This window comes from Streptomyces sp. NPDC039423, from assembly GCF_055598725.1.
Window position 1 is genome coordinate 327,487 of sequence record NZ_JBVKAH010000002.1, and the last position, 16,297, is coordinate 343,783.

Consider the following 16,297-nt stretch of genomic DNA (forward strand, 5'->3'; position numbering starts at 1 on the left):
TGCGGGCGCGGGGCCCGCGCGGAGGGGCTCGGCGGAACTGCTGTCGTGCGGCGAGGAGCACCATGAGCACCGAAGGACCGGCCGGCGCCGGCACCGCCCCCGTCACCGCCGAGGACGTGCGGAGCGCGGTGCGCCTGGCGGTGGACACTTTCCGCCCGGCGGAGAGCGCGTCCGACTGGGACGCCCCTGCCGGGTCCCTGGAGTGGACCTGCTGGGAGACCGCCGAGCACCTGGCCGACGACCTGTTCGCGTACGCCGCCCAGCTCGGCCCCGAGCGGCCACCGCTCGACGGCGACGTGCCCTTCCTCTGGGAGCCGCGCCGTCCGGGCGGGCCGGCCAACGTGACCTACGCGGACCGGAAGGCCGGGGTGGCCGGGCTGCTCCAGGTGCTGGAGGCGTGCGGGGCGATGCTGGCCGCGATGGCGCGGGTCACCCCGCCGGAGGCCCGGGCCCACCACGTGTACGGCGTGTCCGACGCCGAGGGCTTCGCCGCCATGGGCGTCGTCGAGACCCTGGTGCACGGGTACGACATCGCCCAGGGGCTCGGTCTGCCCTGGGAGCCCGCGCCCGGCCTCTGCCGCCGCGCGCTGGCGCGGCTCTTCCCCGACGCGCCGGCGGACACCCCCGCCTGGCCCACCCTGCTGTGGGCGACCGGCCGCGGTGACCTCCCGGGCCGGGAGCGGCCGGCCTCCTGGCGCTGGCACGCGGCGGTGGCGGGAGACTGACGGGGTGTGACACTTTCGCGTCGGCGGACGCAGAGCAGTACAGGGGAAGTGTGACGGGCGGCGCGAAGAGGGCAGTGTGGGGGCGTACGACACGGAACTCGGCGCTGCCGTCGAGCGCGCCCAGCAGGGGGACGAGGCCGCGTTCGCGCGGGCGTACCGGCTGGTCCACCCGGGGCTGCTCGGCTATGTGCGCGGGCTGGTCGGCGACGACGCGGAGGACGTGACCGCCGAGGCCTGGCTGGAGATCGCCAGGGACCTCGGGCGCTTCCGGGGCGACGGCGCCGGCTTCCGCGGCTGGACGGCGACCATCGCCCGCCACCGGGCGCTCGACCACCTGCGCAAACAGAAGCGGAGCCCCCGTACCGCTTTAATCGAACAGGACGTACTGGATCTGCCGGACGGTCAGGACACCGCCGCGGCGGCGCTGGAGAGCCTGTCGACGGAGCAGGCGCTCGCGATGATCCGCGGGCTGCCGCGCGAGCAGGCCGAAGCGGTGCTCCTGCGTGTCGTCGTGGGTCTGGACGGCCGGGCGACGGCGCGCGTGCTGGGCAAGCGGCCCGGAGCGGTGCGCACCGCCGCGTACCGAGGACTGAGAAAACTCGCCGGGCGACTGGCGCAGGGCGGAGCTAGGGGATGAGCAAGGACAGGAGGCCGCGGGGCGGTGACGCCCCGGACGGTGACGCGATGGACGCCGCCGGCGCGGTGTCGGCCGCGCTGCTGGCGGCGGTCGTACGGGACGGCGAGGTCGACCCGGCCCGCGAGGAGCGGGCGGTCGCGGCGTTCCGGGCGGCCAGGGACGAGGGCGCGCACGCGGCGCGCCGGACCCGGCGCCGCGACGACTGGCGGCCGGCCGGGATGCGGCACCGGCGGCGTACGGTGCGGACCGCCGCGATGGGGCTCGCGGCGACGGTACTGCTGGGCGGTGTCGCGATGGCGGCGCAGACCGGGGCGATCCCCTCGCCGTTCGGCGGTGGGGAGGGCGGGGCGGTGCCGGGGCCGCGGCCGTCGGTCGTGTCCCCGACCGGTGGCACGTCCCCGTCGCCGCTCACGGAGCGGCCCGGCGCCCGGCCCGGCCCGGCGTCCCGGCCGGCCGGTTCGCCGGCGGCCGGCACGGGCCCCGCCGGCGCCTCGGGGCAGGACGACGAGGCCAGGGAAAAGGGCAAGGGCAAGGGCGCCGGCCGGCACGGTGACGGGGACGAGGACGGGCGGAAGGGCATCGGGAGGACCGGCGGGCCGTCCGGACCGGATCACTCCCCGTCGAAGGGCGGTCACCGGCCGGACGGGACCGGCCCCACCGAGGGCCGGAAACCGGGTGCGCACCCGGGACAGGGCGGCGGTGAGACGGGCCACACGACCGGCCGGAAGCCCGGCGAGGGCGCGGGCGGAAAGCCCGGCCAGGGTGCCGACCGGAAGCCGGTCAAGGCTGCCGGAGGGAAGACCGGCGGGAAGAAGACCGCCGGGAAGCCGGGCCACGGCTCCGGCGCGAAGGGTTCCGGCGCGAAGGGCACCGGCGGAAACGGCTCCGGCGCGAAGCACTCCGGCGGGACCGGCGGCGTGAGCGGCGGGAAGAGCGGCGACGGGGCCGCCGGCGGCTCCGGTGGGCAGGGCGGCCGGCAGGGGGCCGGCGGCCCGGACGGGAAGCCGTGACCCGCACGTACGTCCGGAGCGGAGGACGACCGGGGCCGCCACCCCCCACAGGAGAGGCCCCGGTCGCCGTCCACGGGTCCGTGGTACGGCCCCGTACTCCTAACAGCGCCGCGGGTGCGTTTTCTGTCACACCGCTCTCGGTCAGTGTGATGTTGCAAGCTGTACAAGACGTGGACGGGATGCCGGACGACCACGTAGCGTGCTGCTGCGCGCCGGGCGTGACAACGGCGGTGACCAGCCGCGATGACGAACAGGTAGTGGGAGTGCTGGGGGACGACGCGGAGCTGACCACCGCGGTGCTCGCGGCGCAGGACGGGGACGAGGACGCCTTCCGTGCTGTGTACCGCGCCGTGCACCCGCGGCTGCTCGGCTACATACGCACGCTGGTCGGCGACGCCGACGCGGAGGACGTCGCGTCCGAGTCGTGGCTCCAGATATCCCGCGACCTCGACCGGTTCAGCGGGGACGCCGACCGCTTCCGCGGCTGGGCGGCCCGTATCGCCCGCAACCGCGCCCTCGACCACCTGCGCATGCGGGGCAGGCGCCCCGCGGTCGGCGGGGACGAGACGGAGCTCACCGAGAAGCCTGCCGAGTCCGACACGGCGGACGAGGCCATGGAGGCCCTCTCGACCGGCCGCACCATGGACCTCATCAGGCAGCTCCCCCAGGACCAGGCCGAGGCCGTGATCCTGCGCGTGGTCGTCGGGCTGGACGCGAAGAGCGCCGCCAAGACGCTGGGCAAGCGGCCCGGCGCCGTGCGCACCGCCGCCCACCGGGGACTGAAGCGGCTGGCCGAGCTGCTGGACGCCGACGCCGCCCACGGGGACGAACCGGCCGGAATCCCTGCCACCGCGCTCAGCGCCGTACCGCCACAGCCGGTGCGCCGCCCGGGTTCCGCCGTGCGTGCCGGTGTGACGCAATGGCGCTCGCGGACGCAGAAGGACATGTGATGGCCGACGAGCGGGACGCATGGCTCGACCAGGACGCGGCGGAGAACCTGCTGCGGGGTGAAGCGGCCGGCCCCGTCGACGATCACGCGCGGGAGCGGGCCCGGAAGGTGGCGCGGGCGCTGGACGCCCTGCGCGCCGCCGGCGACCCCGCCCCCGGCGGACTGCCCGGCGAGGAGGCCGCGCTGGCGGCCTTCCGGGCCGCGCGCGCGGAGCGGGCGTCCGGGACGCGCGCCGCGATGCCGGCGGCCTCCGCCCCGCGCGGGACGGGACCCGGCACGGCGCGCGACCGGTCCGGTCCCGGCGGGCGCACCCGCTGGGCGCGGCCCGTGCGGTGGGGCCTGGCCGCGTCGGTCGCCGGACTGGCGGTCGGCGGCGTGGCCGTGGGCGCCGGCACCGGTGTGCTGCCGGTCCTGGGCGGTGACGCCGGGCCGTTGCCGGCTTCGTCGGTGTCCGCCGCAGCCACTCCGGACGTGCCCGAGCCGGGCGCGTCGACCGGGGAGCCCGGCGCCGCCGCGTCCGGTACGCCCGGCGACACCGGGAGCGTGCCGCCGTCCGCGTCGGCGACGCCCGGGCCGGGTACGGAGCGCGTGCCGGGCCGGCCGGACCCGGGAACGGACGGCGGGGGCGGTGACGACGAGCCGGGCGACCGGCCCGGCGGTGACGCGGGCGACTCCGCGGGCGCGGACACCGGCGCGTCCGGTTCCTCCGGCTCCTCCGGCCCGTCCGGTTCCTCCGGCTGGAGCGCGGGCTGGCTGGCGCGGACCGCCGAGGACTGCCGGGACTACCGGGACGGCAGTCTCGACCGGGACCGGCGGGAGCGGCTGGCCACCGAGGCCAAGGGCACGGCCCACATCAGGACCCTGTGCGACAAGGTGCTGGCCGTCGTCCAGCAGAACGGCCCCGGTGGCCCGGGCGGCTCCGCCGGCGCCGGCAGCGGTGGTTCCGGCGACGACTCCGGCAGCGGCGGGGGCACCGGCACCGGCGGAGACGGCGGCTCCGGCGAGGGCGACGGCGACGACGACGGCCGTGACGGCGGCGACTCCGGGGCGGCCCGCCCCCCGGTCTCCTGGCGGCCGCCGCCCTCCGCCCTCTCCGTGCGCCCCACCGGCCTGGTCTTCTGACCCGCACGGCCCCGTCCGGAGCGGTCGAAGGCTCGCTCAGAGGGCTCTGACCAGCGGTTTCAAAAAAACTTCCGCGAGGGTGTGACGTTTTTCCGCCCGGCGGCGCAGTAATGAGTGAGCCGACTGGTCATCGGCAGCGCGAAGAGCCGGGGTTCCCCCCGTACCTACGGCTCAGCGCACATGGCGCGGGCGGGACACGTTCCCCCGGTCCCGCCCGCGCCCTCTCTTCCCTCCCGCCTGATCACCAGTGGACGACGACCTTGTCGCCGACCTTCACCTGGTCGAAGAGCGCCGACAGCTTCTGCTTGTCCCGGACGTTGACGCAGCCGTGCGAGCCACCGTTGTAGCCACGGGCCGCGAAGTCGGACGAGTAGTGCACGGCCTGGCCGCCGCTGAAGAACATCGCGTACGGCATGGGCGTGTGGTAGAGCGTCGACACGTGGTCACGGCTCTTGGAGTCGACCTTGAAGGTGCCCTCGCGGGTCGGCGTGTTCTCCGAGCCGAAGCGCACGTCCATCGCCGAGACGACCTTGCCGTCGATCATCCAGGCAAGGGTCCGGCTCTCCTTGCTGACGCACAGCACCCGGCCCGTCATGCACCGCGCGTCCGGCTTGTCCAGCTCGTTGGTGGTCGGCGGCCGCAGCTCGTCGGCGGTCGGCTTGCGCGAGGCGGACGTCAGCTCCGCCCAGGTGGTCCCGTCGACCTTGCCGGTCGCGGACAGCCCCCGCTTCTCCTGGAACGCCGACACCGCCTTGGCGGTCATCGAGCCGTAGAAGGCGGTGGGGCTGCGGTGGAAGTGGCCGAGCTGCCGCAGCCGCGCCTGGAGCTCACGCACCTGCTCGTTCTCCGTGCCCTCCGCCATCACCACCCGCGCGGCGGGCGACGAGGACGGCGCGGCGCCCGTCGGCTCGGCGCCACCGGCGGCCGACGCGCCGGACGACGGCGACGCCTCCGCCGAGGGCGCGGCGGACGAGGACGCCGACCCCCCGGCCGCCCCCACGGCCTGGGCGGTGCAGCCGGTGGCGGCGAGCGCGACGGCGGCCGCGGCGAGTACTGCTCTGCGTATGACGGACGTACGGTGCATGTGAGCCCCCCGAGTTGATGACCTGTACCTAATGGATGCCTGGCGGGGGTGCTTGGTTGCGCCCGGCGGCGCATGCTGTGAGCAAGGTCCCAGCCTGCGGCCCTCCACCGGCCGCACGCCCGCCGCTACAGTCCGTCGCGAGGGTCGGTACCAGCGAGTAGATCTCATCGGAAGGCACAGCACATGGCGCGCGAGACGGAGTCGGGACTGCCCATCGAGCCGGTGTACGGGCCGGACGCTCTGAGCGGGTGGGAGCCCGGGGAGAAACTGGGCGACCCGGGCTCGTACCCCTTCACGCGCGGTGTCTACCCGACGATGTACACCGGCCGTCCCTGGACGATGCGGCAGTACGCCGGTTTCGGTACGGCAGTGGAGTCCAACGCCCGCTACAAGCAGCTCATCGCCAACGGCACCATGGGCCTGTCGGTCGCCTTCGACCTGCCGACCCAGATGGGCCACGACAGCGACGCGGCGATCGCGCACGGCGAGGTCGGCAAGGTGGGCGTGGCGATCGACTCGATCGACGACATGCGGGTGCTGTTCGGCGGGATCCCGCTGGACAAGGTCTCCACGTCGATGACCATCAACGCCCCCGCCGCCCTCCTGCTGCTGCTCTACCAACTCGTCGGTGAGGAGCAGGGCGTCCCGGCCGACAAGCTGACCGGCACGATCCAGAACGACGTGCTCAAGGAGTACATCGCCCGCGGCACGTACATCTTCCCGCCGAAGCCGTCGCTGCGGCTGATCGCGGACATCTTCAAGTACTGCAAGGCCGAGATCCCCAAGTGGAACACGATCTCGATCTCCGGCTACCACATGGCGGAGGCCGGTGCCTCGCCCGCGCAGGAGATCGCCTTCACCCTCGCCGACGGCATCGAGTACGTCCGCACCGCCGTCGCCGCCGGCATGGACGTCGACGACTTCGCGCCGCGCCTGTCGTTCTTCTTCGTCGCCCGCACCACCATCCTGGAGGAGGTGGCGAAGTTCCGGGCCGCCCGCCGCATCTGGGCGCGGGTGATGCGGGACGAGTTCGGCGCGAAGAACCCCAAGTCGATGATGCTGCGCTTCCACACCCAGACGGCCGGTGTGCAGCTCACCGCCCAGCAGCCCGAGGTCAACCTGGTGCGCGTCGCCGTGCAGGGCCTGGCGGCCGTCCTCGGCGGCACCCAGTCGCTGCACACCAACTCCTTCGACGAGGCCATCGCGCTGCCCACCGACAAGAGCGCCCGCCTGGCGCTGCGCACGCAGCAGGTCCTCGCGTACGAGACCGACGTCACCGCCACCGTCGACCCGTTCGCCGGGTCGTACGTCATCGAGCGGATGACGGACGAGGTGGAGGCCGCGGCGCTGGAACTGATGACGAAGGTCGAGGACCTCGGCGGCGCGGTGAACGCCATCGAGCACGGCTTCCAGAAGAACGAGATCGAGCGCTCCGCCTACCGCATCGCCCAGGAGACCGACTCCGGCGAGCGGGTCGTCGTCGGCGTCAACCGCTACACGCTCGACGAGGAGGAGCCCTACGAGCCGCTCCGCGTCGACCCGGCCATCGAGGCCCAGCAGGCCGAGCGCCTCGCCAAGCTGCGCGCCGAGCGCGACCAGGCGGCGGTCGACGCGGCGCTCGCCGAGCTGAAGAAGGCCGCGGAGGGCACGGACAACGTCCTGTACCCGATGAAGGACGCCCTCCGGGCGCGGGCCACGGTCGGCGAGGTCTGCAACGCGCTGCGCGAGGTGTGGGGGACGTACGTCCCGACCGACGCGTTCTGACCCGGTCACCCGCCGTACCAGCGGTTTCCGCGATACGGAACCCAGGGGCGGAGTGTCGTACCCGTGTGCGACACTCCGCCCCATGCTGGGTGTCACCGATCTGCCGACCTACCTCGCCGGCCTCCTCCTGATCATTCTGCTGCCGGGGCCGAACTCGCTGTACGTGCTGTCCGTCGCCGCCCGGCGCGGGGTACGGACCGGCTACGCCGCCGCGTCCGGCGTGTGGTGCGGCGACACGGTGCTGATGACGCTCTCGGCGGCCGGCGTCGCCTCCCTGCTCCAGGCGAACGCGCTGCTGTTCGGCATCGTGAAGTTCGCGGGCGCCGGCTACCTGACGTGGCTGGCGGTCGGCATGCTCCGGGCGGCCCGGGCGATGTGGCGGACCCGCCGGGAGCGGGTGGCGGAGGAACCGGGCGAGGCCGCCCCGGCACCGGCGGCGGAGCGGCCGTTCCGGCGGGCCTTCGTGATCAGCCTGCTCAATCCCAAGGCGATCCTCTTCTTCATCGCGTTCTTCGTGCAGTTCGTCGACCCCGCCTACCAGTACCCGGCGCTGTCCTTCGTGGTGCTCGGCACGCTCGCGCAGGCGGCGAGCGTCCTCTACCTCACCCTGCTGATCTTCACCGGCACCCACCTGGCCGCCGCGTTCCGGCGCCGCAAGCGGCTGTCGGCCACGGTGACCTCGGCGGCGGGCGCGCTGTTCCTCGGCTTCGCGGTGAAGCTCTCGCTCAGCAGCGCGGCCTGACCGCCGGCCGGGCCCGACCGGCCCGGCCACGGGGCGGGCTTGACCCTGACACCGTGTGAGGCCGTGTCGTAGGAGGCGTCATGTTCACCATCGGAGACTTCGCCAGGCACGGCCGGGTGTCGGTCCGGATGCTGCGCCACTACGACGCCGTCGGACTGCTGCGCCCCGCCCGTGTCGACCCGTACAGCGGCTACCGCTACTACGAGGCCGCCCAGCTCGCCCGGCTGAACCGGGTCATCGCGCTCAAGGACCTCGGCTTCACGCTCGACCAGGTGCGGTCCGTCCTCGACGAGGAGGTCGGGGCCGAGGAACTGCGCGGGATGCTGCGGCTGCGGCAGGCCGAGCTGGAGTCGGCCGTGAGCGAGGCGGCCGCGCGGCTGGCGCGGGTCGGCGCGAGGCTCCGAGCCATCGAGAGCGAGGGACACATGTCCGCACAGGACGTCGTCGTCAAGAGCGTTCCGGGTGCCCGGATCGCCGAGCTGACCGGTACCGCCGCGGGCTTCGGCCCCGGGGAGATCGGCCCCGTCGTGGCGCCGCTGTACGAGGAGCTGTGCGCCCGGCTGGAGGCCGCCGGGGTCAGCGGCTTCGGACCGGGCGTCGCGTACTACGAGGACGCTCCGGCGGGCGGCGGGGCGGTCCTCGTCCACGCGGGGATGACGCTCCCGGCCGGCGTCGGCCCCGGGGACGTTCCCGGGGTGGAGATCGTCGACCTGCCGGGCCTCGACGAGGCGGCCACGGTCGTCCACCGGGGCCCGATGGACGCCGTACTGCCCACCGTCCAGACGCTGGCCACCTGGATCGACGCCAACGGGTACCGCTCGACGGGTCACCCCCGCGAGCTGTACCTCGAGTGCCCGGACGACACCGCGCGGTGGGTCACCGAGATCCAGGAGCCGGTCACCCGGGCCTGACCCCCCGGGCCTGACCCCCCGGGCCCGGGGGCTCCGATCACGAACGCGAACACCTGACCGAAGCCGATCGAGAAAGATCGACACAAGTCCAAAAACGCGTGAGCTTACCCACTTGACCTGGCCTTCAAGCCCGCTGTCCAGGGTTTCTTTCCCCTATCGGGCTGAAGTTTTGTAGATCACACGTTAGTTGAGGGCGAAACGCGCCTACCCTTTCATGGGTGAACAAGGTGATGTCCCGCGACCCCGAAACAGACGTTCCCGGCGATACGCCCCTCCTCGGCGCGCTGCCAGAGAGCCTGCGCGCCGAGCTGATCGCGTTCCGCCGGGATGTGCACATGCACCCCGAACTGGGCTTTCAGGAGTTCCGCACCACCGCGGCGATCAAGACGCGCCTCGAAGCGGCCGGACTCAGCCCACGGGTCCTCCCCGGGGGGACGGGGCTGATGTGCGACATCGGTACGTGGGACGGCGTCCGCCCCATGCTGGCGCTCCGCGCCGACATCGACGCGCTGCCCATCCCCGACACCAAGACGGACGTCCCCTACCGCTCCACCGTGCCGGACCGGGCCCACGCCTGCGGCCACGACGTCCACACCACCGTCGTCCTCGGGGCCGGCCTGGTGCTGGCCGGCCTGGCCCGGGAGGGCCTGCTGCCCCGCCCCGTGCGCCTGATCTTCCAGCCCGCCGAGGAGGTCATGCCCGGCGGCGCGATCACCGCCATCGACGCCGGGGTACTGGACGGCGTGGGCCGGATCATCGCCGTGCACTGCGACCCGCGCGTCGACGTGGGCCGCATCGGGCTGCGCACCGGGCCGATCACCTCCGCGTGCGACCGTCTGGAGGTCACTCTCGACGGGCCCGGCGGCCACACCGCCCGCCCGCACCTGACCACCGACATGGTCACCGCGGCCGCCCGGGTCGCCGTCGACGCGCCCGCGCTGCTCTCCCGCCGGATCGACACCCGGGCCGGGCTGGTCCTGACCTGGGGCCGCATCGAGGCGGGACACGCGCCCAACGTCATCCCCCAGCGCGCCGAACTGGGCGGCACGGTCCGGTGCCTGGACCTGGACGCCTGGCGCCAGGCCCCGGACCAGGTGTACGCGGCGATCGACGAGGTCGCCACGCTGCACGGCGCCAAGTGCCAGATCGAGTACGTGCGCGGGGTTCCGCCGGTCGTCAACGACGCGTCCGTCGCCCAGCTCCTCCACGACGCCATGGCGGCGCGGCGCGGGGCGTACGCGATCGAGGACACCGAGCAGAGCCTCGGCGGCGAGGACTTCTCCTGGTACATGGAGCACGTCCCCGGCGCGATGGCCCGCCTGGGTGTCCGCCGGCCGGGTGATACGGCCCGGCTCGACCTCCACCGGGGCAACTTCGACGTCGACGAGCGGGCCATCGAGGTAGGCGTCGAACTCTTCACCGCCGCCGCCCTGCTCGACGGCGCCACCTGAGCCCGCCGGACACCGGCCCACCGGCGCGACGGAGCGGCCCGCCCCGCCCGTCGACCGGCGGGCCGGCCCGTTCATTTCCGGTCACCACCCGGGAGGGCACCACTACGCCCGGTGGCGGTACCGTCAAGGTCATCCGCTGTTCGCGTCGATCTGATAACAGCTACCGAACGGGCCTTTACCTGACATCTACGCGCGTTACGATCGCCGCGAAACCAGCGCCGGAAGAGGCGCTTAGGTCAGGTTGAAGGAGCCTCCCTTGCGCCGGATCACCAGGATCGCAACTGTGGGTGTCGCGTCCGCGGCACTCGCGCTCAGTGTCACCGCCTGTGGCGGAAAGTCGTCGTCGGACGCCGGCGACAACCAGGAGCCGAAGGCGGCACTCGCCTACGACATCGGCGGCCGTGGCGACCAGTCGTTCAACGACGCCGCGTTCGCCGGCCTGGAGAAGGCCGAGAAGGACCTCGGCATCAAGGGCACCGAGGCCGAGCCCACCGAGGGTGAGGGCGACCCGGACAAGGTCCAGCGCCTGACCGAGCTGGCCCGCTCCGGCAACAACCCCGTCATCGGCGTCGGTTTCGCGTACGCGCCGGCCATCGCCGAGGTCGCGCCGAAGTTCCCGAAGACCACCTTCGGCCTCATCGACGACACCTCGAAGACCGGCAAGAACATCGCCAACCTGGTCTTCAACGAGGAGCAGGGCTCCTACCTGGCCGGCGTCGCCGCCGCCAAGGTGACCAAGTCCAACACCGTCGGCTTCATCGGCGGCGTCGAGACGCCCCTGATCAAGAAGTTCGAGGCGGGCTTCGTCCAGGGCGTCAAGGACACCAACAAGAACGTCAACGTCAAGGTCCAGTACCTGACGCAGCCGCCGGACTTCGGTGGCTTCTCGAAGCCGGACCTCGGCAAGGCCGCCGCGCAGGGCCAGATCGACGCGGGCGCCGACGTGATCTACGCCGCCGCCGGTCTCGCCGGCTCGGGCTCCATCGAGGCCGCCGCCAAGGCCAAGAAGTGGGCCATCGGCGTCGACTCCGACCAGTACAACCAGAAGGGCCTGGCGGCCTACAAGGAGTACATCCTCACCTCGGTGACCAAGGACGTCTCCGACTCCGTCTACAACCTGATCAAGTCGGTCAAGGACGGCAAGCCGCAGTCCGGTGAGGTCCGTTACGGCCTCGCCAAGGACGGCGTGGGCCTGGCCACCTCGAACCCGGCCTACACCAAGATGACCGACGTCACCGCCGCGGTGGAGAAGGCCAAGGCCGACATCGTCGCCGGCAAGGTCACGGTCAAGACCGCCCCGTAACCGCGCGGCCGGGATCAGGGTCCGCGGGTCCGGAGAGTGCGGCGAAAGCCGCCTCTCCGGACCCCGGCCGTGTTCCCCCCGGTTTTTCCCCTTCGTTGTCGCTACGCGCGTAGAGCCCCGCGCGGCGCGGTAACTTCGGCACCTGCCCACCAGCCCCCCGCTCCTCAAAGCTCCTTTCCCGCCAAGGAGAGTGCGTCATCAACGCGTCCAGCCCGTCAACGCCGCCGGCTGCCACTGCCGCCGCCGCCGTAGAACTGCGCGGCATCACCAAGCGCTTCCCCGGCGTCGTGGCCAACCACGACATCGACATCACCATCCGCAAGGGGACGGTCCACGCCCTCATCGGCGAGAACGGGGCCGGCAAGTCGACCCTGATGAAGATCCTCTACGGCATGCAGAAGCCGGACGAGGGCACCATCACCGTCGACGGCAAGCAGGTCTCCTTCTCCAGCCCCGCCGACGCCATCGCCATCGGCATCGGCATGGTCCACCAGCACTTCATGCTGGCCGACAACCTCACGGTGCTGGAGAACGTCGTCCTCGGCAGCGAGAAGCTGTACGGCATCGGGGCCAAGGCCCGTAAGAAGATCATGGAGATCTCGGACGCGTACGGGCTGAACATCCGCCCCGACGTCCTCGTCGAGCAGCTCGGTGTCGCCGACCGGCAGCGCGTGGAGATCCTCAAGGTCCTCTACCGGGGCGCCCGCACCCTCATCCTGGACGAGCCGACCGCCGTGCTCGTCCCGCAGGAGGTCGACGCGCTCTTCGCCAACCTGCGTGAGCTCAAGGCCGAGGGCCTGACCGTCATCTTCATCTCGCACAAGCTGGGCGAGGTGCTGTCCGTCGCCGACGACATCACCGTCATCCGGCGCGGCACCACCGTCGGCACCGCCGACCCGCGCACCGCCACCACCAAGCAGCTCGCCGAGCTGATGGTCGGTGCCGAGCTGCCGTCGCCCGAGACCCGCGAGTCGACGGTCACCGACGTGCCGATGCTGCGGGTCGAGGACCTCCGTCTGTCCGAGACCGACCCCGACGGCATCGTCCGCGAGGTCCTGGCGGGCATCGGCTTCACCATCCACAAGGGTGAGGTCATGGGCATCGCGGGCGTCGAGGGCAACGGCCAGACCGAGCTCATCGAGGCCCTGATCGGCCTCCGCGCGCTCGACGGCGGCGTCATCACCCTCGACGGCGCCGACATCTCCCACGCGCCGACCCGCAAGCGGCGCGAGGGCGGCATCGGGTACATCCCCGAGGACCGCCACCGCCACGGCCTGCTGCTGGAGTCCCCGCTCTGGGAGAACCGCATCCTCGGCCACGTCACCGAGCCGCCCAACAGCAAGCGCGGCCTGCTGGATCTGAAGGCCGCCCGCAAGGACACCGAGCGGATCGTGCGCGAGTACGACGTGCGCACCCCGGGCATCGAGGTCACCGCGGCCTCCCTGTCCGGCGGCAACCAGCAGAAGCTGATCGTCGGCCGCGAGATGAGCCACGACCCCAAGCTGCTGATCGCCGCCCACCCCACCCGTGGTGTGGACGTCGGCGCGCAGGCGCAGATCTGGGACCAGATCCGCGCGGCGCGGCGCGAGGGCCTGGCGGTGCTGCTGATCTCCGCCGACCTGGACGAGCTGATCGGGCTCTCCGACACCCTGCGGGTGATGTACCGCGGCCGGCTGGTCGCGGACGCGGACCCCGCCACCATCACCCCCGAGGAGCTGGGCTCGGCCATGACGGGCGCCGCGACCGGCCACCTCGAGCACGACGAGAACGCGAACGGTGAGGGCCGATGAAGAAGTTCGACAAGGACCGGCTGATCCTGGGCCTCGCCGGCCCGGCGCTCGCGCTGGTCGTGGCCTTCCTGCTCACCTCCGTGGTGCTGCTGGTCTCGGACCGCGACCCGTTCGAGCCGTACCGGATCATGTTCCAGAGCCTGGAGTTCACCGACATCCAGGTCCTGATCCTCAACCAGACCGGCACGTACTACCTCGCCGCGCTGGCGGTCGCCATCGGCTTCCGCATGAACCTGTTCAACATCGGTGTGGACGGCCAGTACCGCCTCGCGGTCATGCTCGCCGCGGTCGTCGGTGCCGCCGTCGAGCTGCCCGGCCCGCTGCACATCCTGCTGATCGTCGTGGTCGCGATGCTCGTCGGCGCCCTGTGGGCCGGCATCGCGGGTGTCCTGAAGACCACCCGCGGCGTCAGCGAGGTCGTCTCCACGATCATGCTGAACGCCATCGCCACCAGCCTGATCGCCTGGATGATCCTGCCCGCCAACCTGGGCGAGCAGCCGGCCGGCTCCAACGACCTCACCACCGGCGCCATCGCCGAGTCCGGCTGGATGCCCGGCCTGGACGTGGACGGCGGCACCGTCTACGGCTTCACCTTCGTCGCCTTCGCGCTCGGTGTCGTCTACTGGTTCGTCCTCAACCGCACCCGCTTCGGCTTCGACCTGCGCGCCACCGGCGCCAGCGGCTCCGCCGCCCAGGCGAGCGGTGTGGACGCCAAGAAGATGGTCCTCACCGCGATGCTGATCTCGGGCGCCGTCGCCGGTCTCGCCGGCATGCCGATGCTGCTCGGCCAGACCCACACGTACAGCCTGAGCTTCCCCGTGGGCGTCGGCTTCACGGGCATCACCATCGCCCTGCTCGGCCGCAACAGCCCGGTGGGCATCTTCTTCGCCGCGCTGCTGATCGCCTTCCTGGACAAGGCGTCCGCGTCCCTGGACCAGTACGGCTTCGAGAAGGAGATCGCCACGATCATGCAGGGCCTGATCGTGATCTCCGTCGTCGTGGCGTACGAACTCGTCCGGCAGTACGGGCTGCGCCGTCAGCAGCAGAAGGTCGGCGAAGAGCTTGCCGCCCAGGCCCGCAAGAACAAGGAGGAAGTGGCGGCATGAGCGAGTCCACGAGCACTGTCACGGCCGCGGCCGCGGCACCCAAGAAGGGCGGCGGACGCCGCCGGCTGTCCCTGCCCGTCGTGCTGCTGATGATCGCCGGCGGCCTGGCCCTGTTCTCGCTGGTCCGCGTGATCAGCGGCGCCAACGACCTCACCTCCGTGGGCCAGGTCTCCGGCGCCCTCCAGCTCGCCGTGCCCATCGGCCTGGCCGGTCTCGGCGGTCTGTGGTCGGAGCGGGCCGGCGTGGTCAACATCGGCCTCGAGGGCATGATGATCGTCGGCACCTGGTTCGGCGCCTGGGCGGGCTACCAGTGGGGGCCGTGGAGCGGCGTCCTGCTGGGCATCGCCGGCGGCGCGCTCGGCGGTCTGCTGCACGCGGTCATGACGGTCACCTTCAACGTCAACCACATCGTCTCCGGTGTCGCCATCACCATCCTGGCCACCGGCGTCACCCGCTACCTGTCGAACTTCACGTTCGCCGAGGCCCCCGGCGGCTCCTCCAAGCAGTCCCCGCGCATCGACCGGGTCACGGACATCACGATCCCCGGGCTGTCGGACGGACTGGCGGACCTCCAGGCCAAGCACTGGTTCTTCGTCTCCGACCTGGCCGGCGTCCTGGGCGGCCTGGTCACCAACCTGTCGCTGCTGACCGTCGTCGCGCTGCTGCTGATCCCCGCCACCTGGTGGATCCTGTGGCGCACCGGCTTCGGCCTGCGGCTGCGCTCCTGCGGTGAGAACCCGGTGGCCGCCGAGTCCCTGGGCGTCAACGTCTACAAGTACAAGTACATCGCCGTGATCGTCTCCGGTGCCCTCGCGGGCCTGGGCGGCGCCTTCCTCGCCATCGTCTCCACCGGTATCTACCAGGAGGGCCAGACCGGCGGCCGCGGCTACATCGGTCTCGCCGCGATGATCTTCGGCAACTGGATGCCGGGCGGCATGGCCCTCGGCGCCGGGCTCTTCGGCTTCACCGACAGCCTCAAGCTGCGCGGCGGTGCGGAGAACGTCCACGCGATGCTGCTGCTGCTGGCGATCCTGCTCGTGGCGATGACGATCTGGCAGCTCTACAAGAAGAAGTACGTGAGCGCGACCGTCGCCACGGTCGTCGCGGCGGGCCTCTTCGTCTGGTACGCCTTCACCGAGGCGCTGCCCAGCCAGTTCGTGGACGCCGCGCCGTACGTCACCACGCTGCTGGTGCTGGCCCTGTCCGCGCAGCGGCTCAGGATGCCCAAGGCGGACGGCATGCCGTACAAGAAGGGCCAGGGCAAGTGACGGACGCCGCCGCCTGGGAGGCCCTGCGTGACGCCGCCCGGAAGGCCATGTCCCACGCGTACGCGCCGTACTCCGGCTACCCGGTGGGCGCGGCGGCCCTCGTCGACGACGGCCGCACCGTCACCGGGTGCAACGTGGAGAACGCCTCGTACGGCATCGGCCTGTGCGCCGAGTGCGGGCTGGTCTCCCAGCTCCAGGCGACGGGCGGCGGCCGGCTGACGCACTTCGTGTGCGTGGACGGCGACGGCCGCGTGCTGGTGCCGTGCGGCCGCTGCCGGCAGCTGCTGTACGAGTTCGGCGGCGACGAGCTGCTGGTGGACACGCCCGAGGGCGTGCTGCCGCTCTCCGGGATGCTGCCGCAGGCGTTCGGGCCGCAACACCTCCGCTGAGGACGGGACGACCCTTCCGCGCTGTCCGCGGAGGGGTCGTCCTTCC

At 72.4% G+C, this 16,297-nt stretch carries 15 protein-coding genes; 14 read left to right on the forward strand and 1 reads right to left on the reverse strand.

Annotated features, from left to right (window positions below; genetic code table 11):
* The first annotated feature begins 62 nt into the window (after nucleotides 1–62).
* The 5 genes from ACZ7LK_RS07495 to ACZ7LK_RS07515 all read left to right on the forward strand — a co-directional run bounded on the left by ACZ7LK_RS07495 (nucleotide 63) and on the right by ACZ7LK_RS07515 (nucleotide 4,443).
* Nucleotides 63–725: a DinB family protein gene (locus tag ACZ7LK_RS07495; protein WP_392272398.1), complete on the forward strand. Its 663-nt coding sequence runs from the start codon at nucleotides 63–65 to the stop codon at nucleotides 723–725.
* Nucleotides 726–801: 76 nt separating this feature from the next.
* Complete coding sequence (locus ACZ7LK_RS07500; protein ID WP_392272397.1) at nucleotides 802–1,362, forward strand: RNA polymerase sigma factor; 561 nt, start codon at nucleotides 802–804, stop codon at nucleotides 1,360–1,362.
* A complete protein-coding gene (locus tag ACZ7LK_RS07505; protein ID WP_471138917.1) occupies nucleotides 1,359–2,372 on the forward strand; it encodes a hypothetical protein in 1,014 nt (337 codons plus the stop codon). The genes ACZ7LK_RS07500 and ACZ7LK_RS07505 overlap by 4 nt, the downstream gene beginning before the upstream one ends.
* Nucleotides 2,373–2,635: 263 nt before the next feature.
* Complete coding sequence (locus tag ACZ7LK_RS07510) at nucleotides 2,636–3,322, forward strand: RNA polymerase sigma factor (protein ID WP_392272686.1); 687 nt, start codon at nucleotides 2,636–2,638, stop codon at nucleotides 3,320–3,322.
* Nucleotides 3,322–4,443: a hypothetical protein gene (locus tag ACZ7LK_RS07515; protein WP_471138920.1), complete on the forward strand. Its 1,122-nt coding sequence runs from the start codon at nucleotides 3,322–3,324 to the stop codon at nucleotides 4,441–4,443. The genes ACZ7LK_RS07510 and ACZ7LK_RS07515 overlap by 1 nt, the downstream gene beginning before the upstream one ends.
* Before the next feature lie 241 nt (nucleotides 4,444–4,684).
* On the opposite strand, the gene ACZ7LK_RS07520 is transcribed toward ACZ7LK_RS07515, so the two are convergent.
* Nucleotides 4,685–5,527, reverse strand: a complete 843-nt coding sequence (locus ACZ7LK_RS07520) for a L,D-transpeptidase family protein (protein ID WP_392272394.1) — start codon at nucleotides 5,525–5,527, stop codon at nucleotides 4,685–4,687.
* Between the two features lie 183 nt (nucleotides 5,528–5,710).
* Here ACZ7LK_RS07520 and ACZ7LK_RS07525 point away from each other — a divergent pair, with 183 nt between their 5' ends.
* From ACZ7LK_RS07525 to ACZ7LK_RS07565, 9 genes are all read left to right on the forward strand, one after another.
* On the forward strand, nucleotides 5,711–7,291 hold the full coding sequence (locus tag ACZ7LK_RS07525) for an acyl-CoA mutase large subunit family protein (protein ID WP_392272393.1): 1,581 nt from the start codon (nucleotides 5,711–5,713) through the stop codon (nucleotides 7,289–7,291).
* Nucleotides 7,292–7,373: 82 nt separating this feature from the next.
* Nucleotides 7,374–8,033, forward strand: coding sequence for a leucine efflux protein LeuE (leuE, locus tag ACZ7LK_RS07530; RefSeq protein WP_392272392.1), 660 nt, complete (start codon nucleotides 7,374–7,376; stop codon nucleotides 8,031–8,033).
* A gap of 80 nt (nucleotides 8,034–8,113) precedes the next feature.
* Nucleotides 8,114–8,944, forward strand: coding sequence for a MerR family transcriptional regulator (locus ACZ7LK_RS07535; protein WP_392272391.1), 831 nt, complete (start codon nucleotides 8,114–8,116; stop codon nucleotides 8,942–8,944).
* A 230-nt stretch (nucleotides 8,945–9,174) separates the two neighbouring features.
* A complete protein-coding gene (locus ACZ7LK_RS07540; protein WP_392272685.1) occupies nucleotides 9,175–10,395 on the forward strand; it encodes a M20 family metallopeptidase in 1,221 nt (406 codons plus the stop codon).
* A 256-nt stretch (nucleotides 10,396–10,651) separates the two neighbouring features.
* On the forward strand, nucleotides 10,652–11,698 hold the full coding sequence (locus ACZ7LK_RS07545; protein ID WP_392272390.1) for a BMP family lipoprotein: 1,047 nt from the start codon (nucleotides 10,652–10,654) through the stop codon (nucleotides 11,696–11,698).
* A 197-nt stretch (nucleotides 11,699–11,895) separates the two neighbouring features.
* Nucleotides 11,896–13,488 carry an ABC transporter ATP-binding protein gene (locus ACZ7LK_RS07550; protein WP_392272684.1) on the forward strand — a complete coding sequence of 531 codons (1,593 nt, stop codon included), beginning with the start codon at nucleotides 11,896–11,898 and terminating at the stop codon, nucleotides 13,486–13,488.
* Nucleotides 13,485–14,594: an ABC transporter permease gene (locus ACZ7LK_RS07555; protein WP_392272389.1), complete on the forward strand. Its 1,110-nt coding sequence runs from the start codon at nucleotides 13,485–13,487 to the stop codon at nucleotides 14,592–14,594. Before ACZ7LK_RS07550 ends, ACZ7LK_RS07555 begins: the two co-directional genes overlap by 4 nt.
* Nucleotides 14,591–15,862 carry an ABC transporter permease gene (locus ACZ7LK_RS07560; RefSeq protein WP_392272388.1) on the forward strand — a complete coding sequence of 424 codons (1,272 nt, stop codon included), beginning with the start codon at nucleotides 14,591–14,593 and terminating at the stop codon, nucleotides 15,860–15,862. Before ACZ7LK_RS07555 ends, ACZ7LK_RS07560 begins: the two co-directional genes overlap by 4 nt.
* Entirely contained in the window at nucleotides 15,859–16,251 is a 393-nt protein-coding gene (locus ACZ7LK_RS07565; RefSeq protein ID WP_392272387.1) for a cytidine deaminase, read from the forward strand. The genes ACZ7LK_RS07560 and ACZ7LK_RS07565 overlap by 4 nt, the downstream gene beginning before the upstream one ends.
* Nucleotides 16,252–16,297 lie beyond the last annotated feature (46 nt).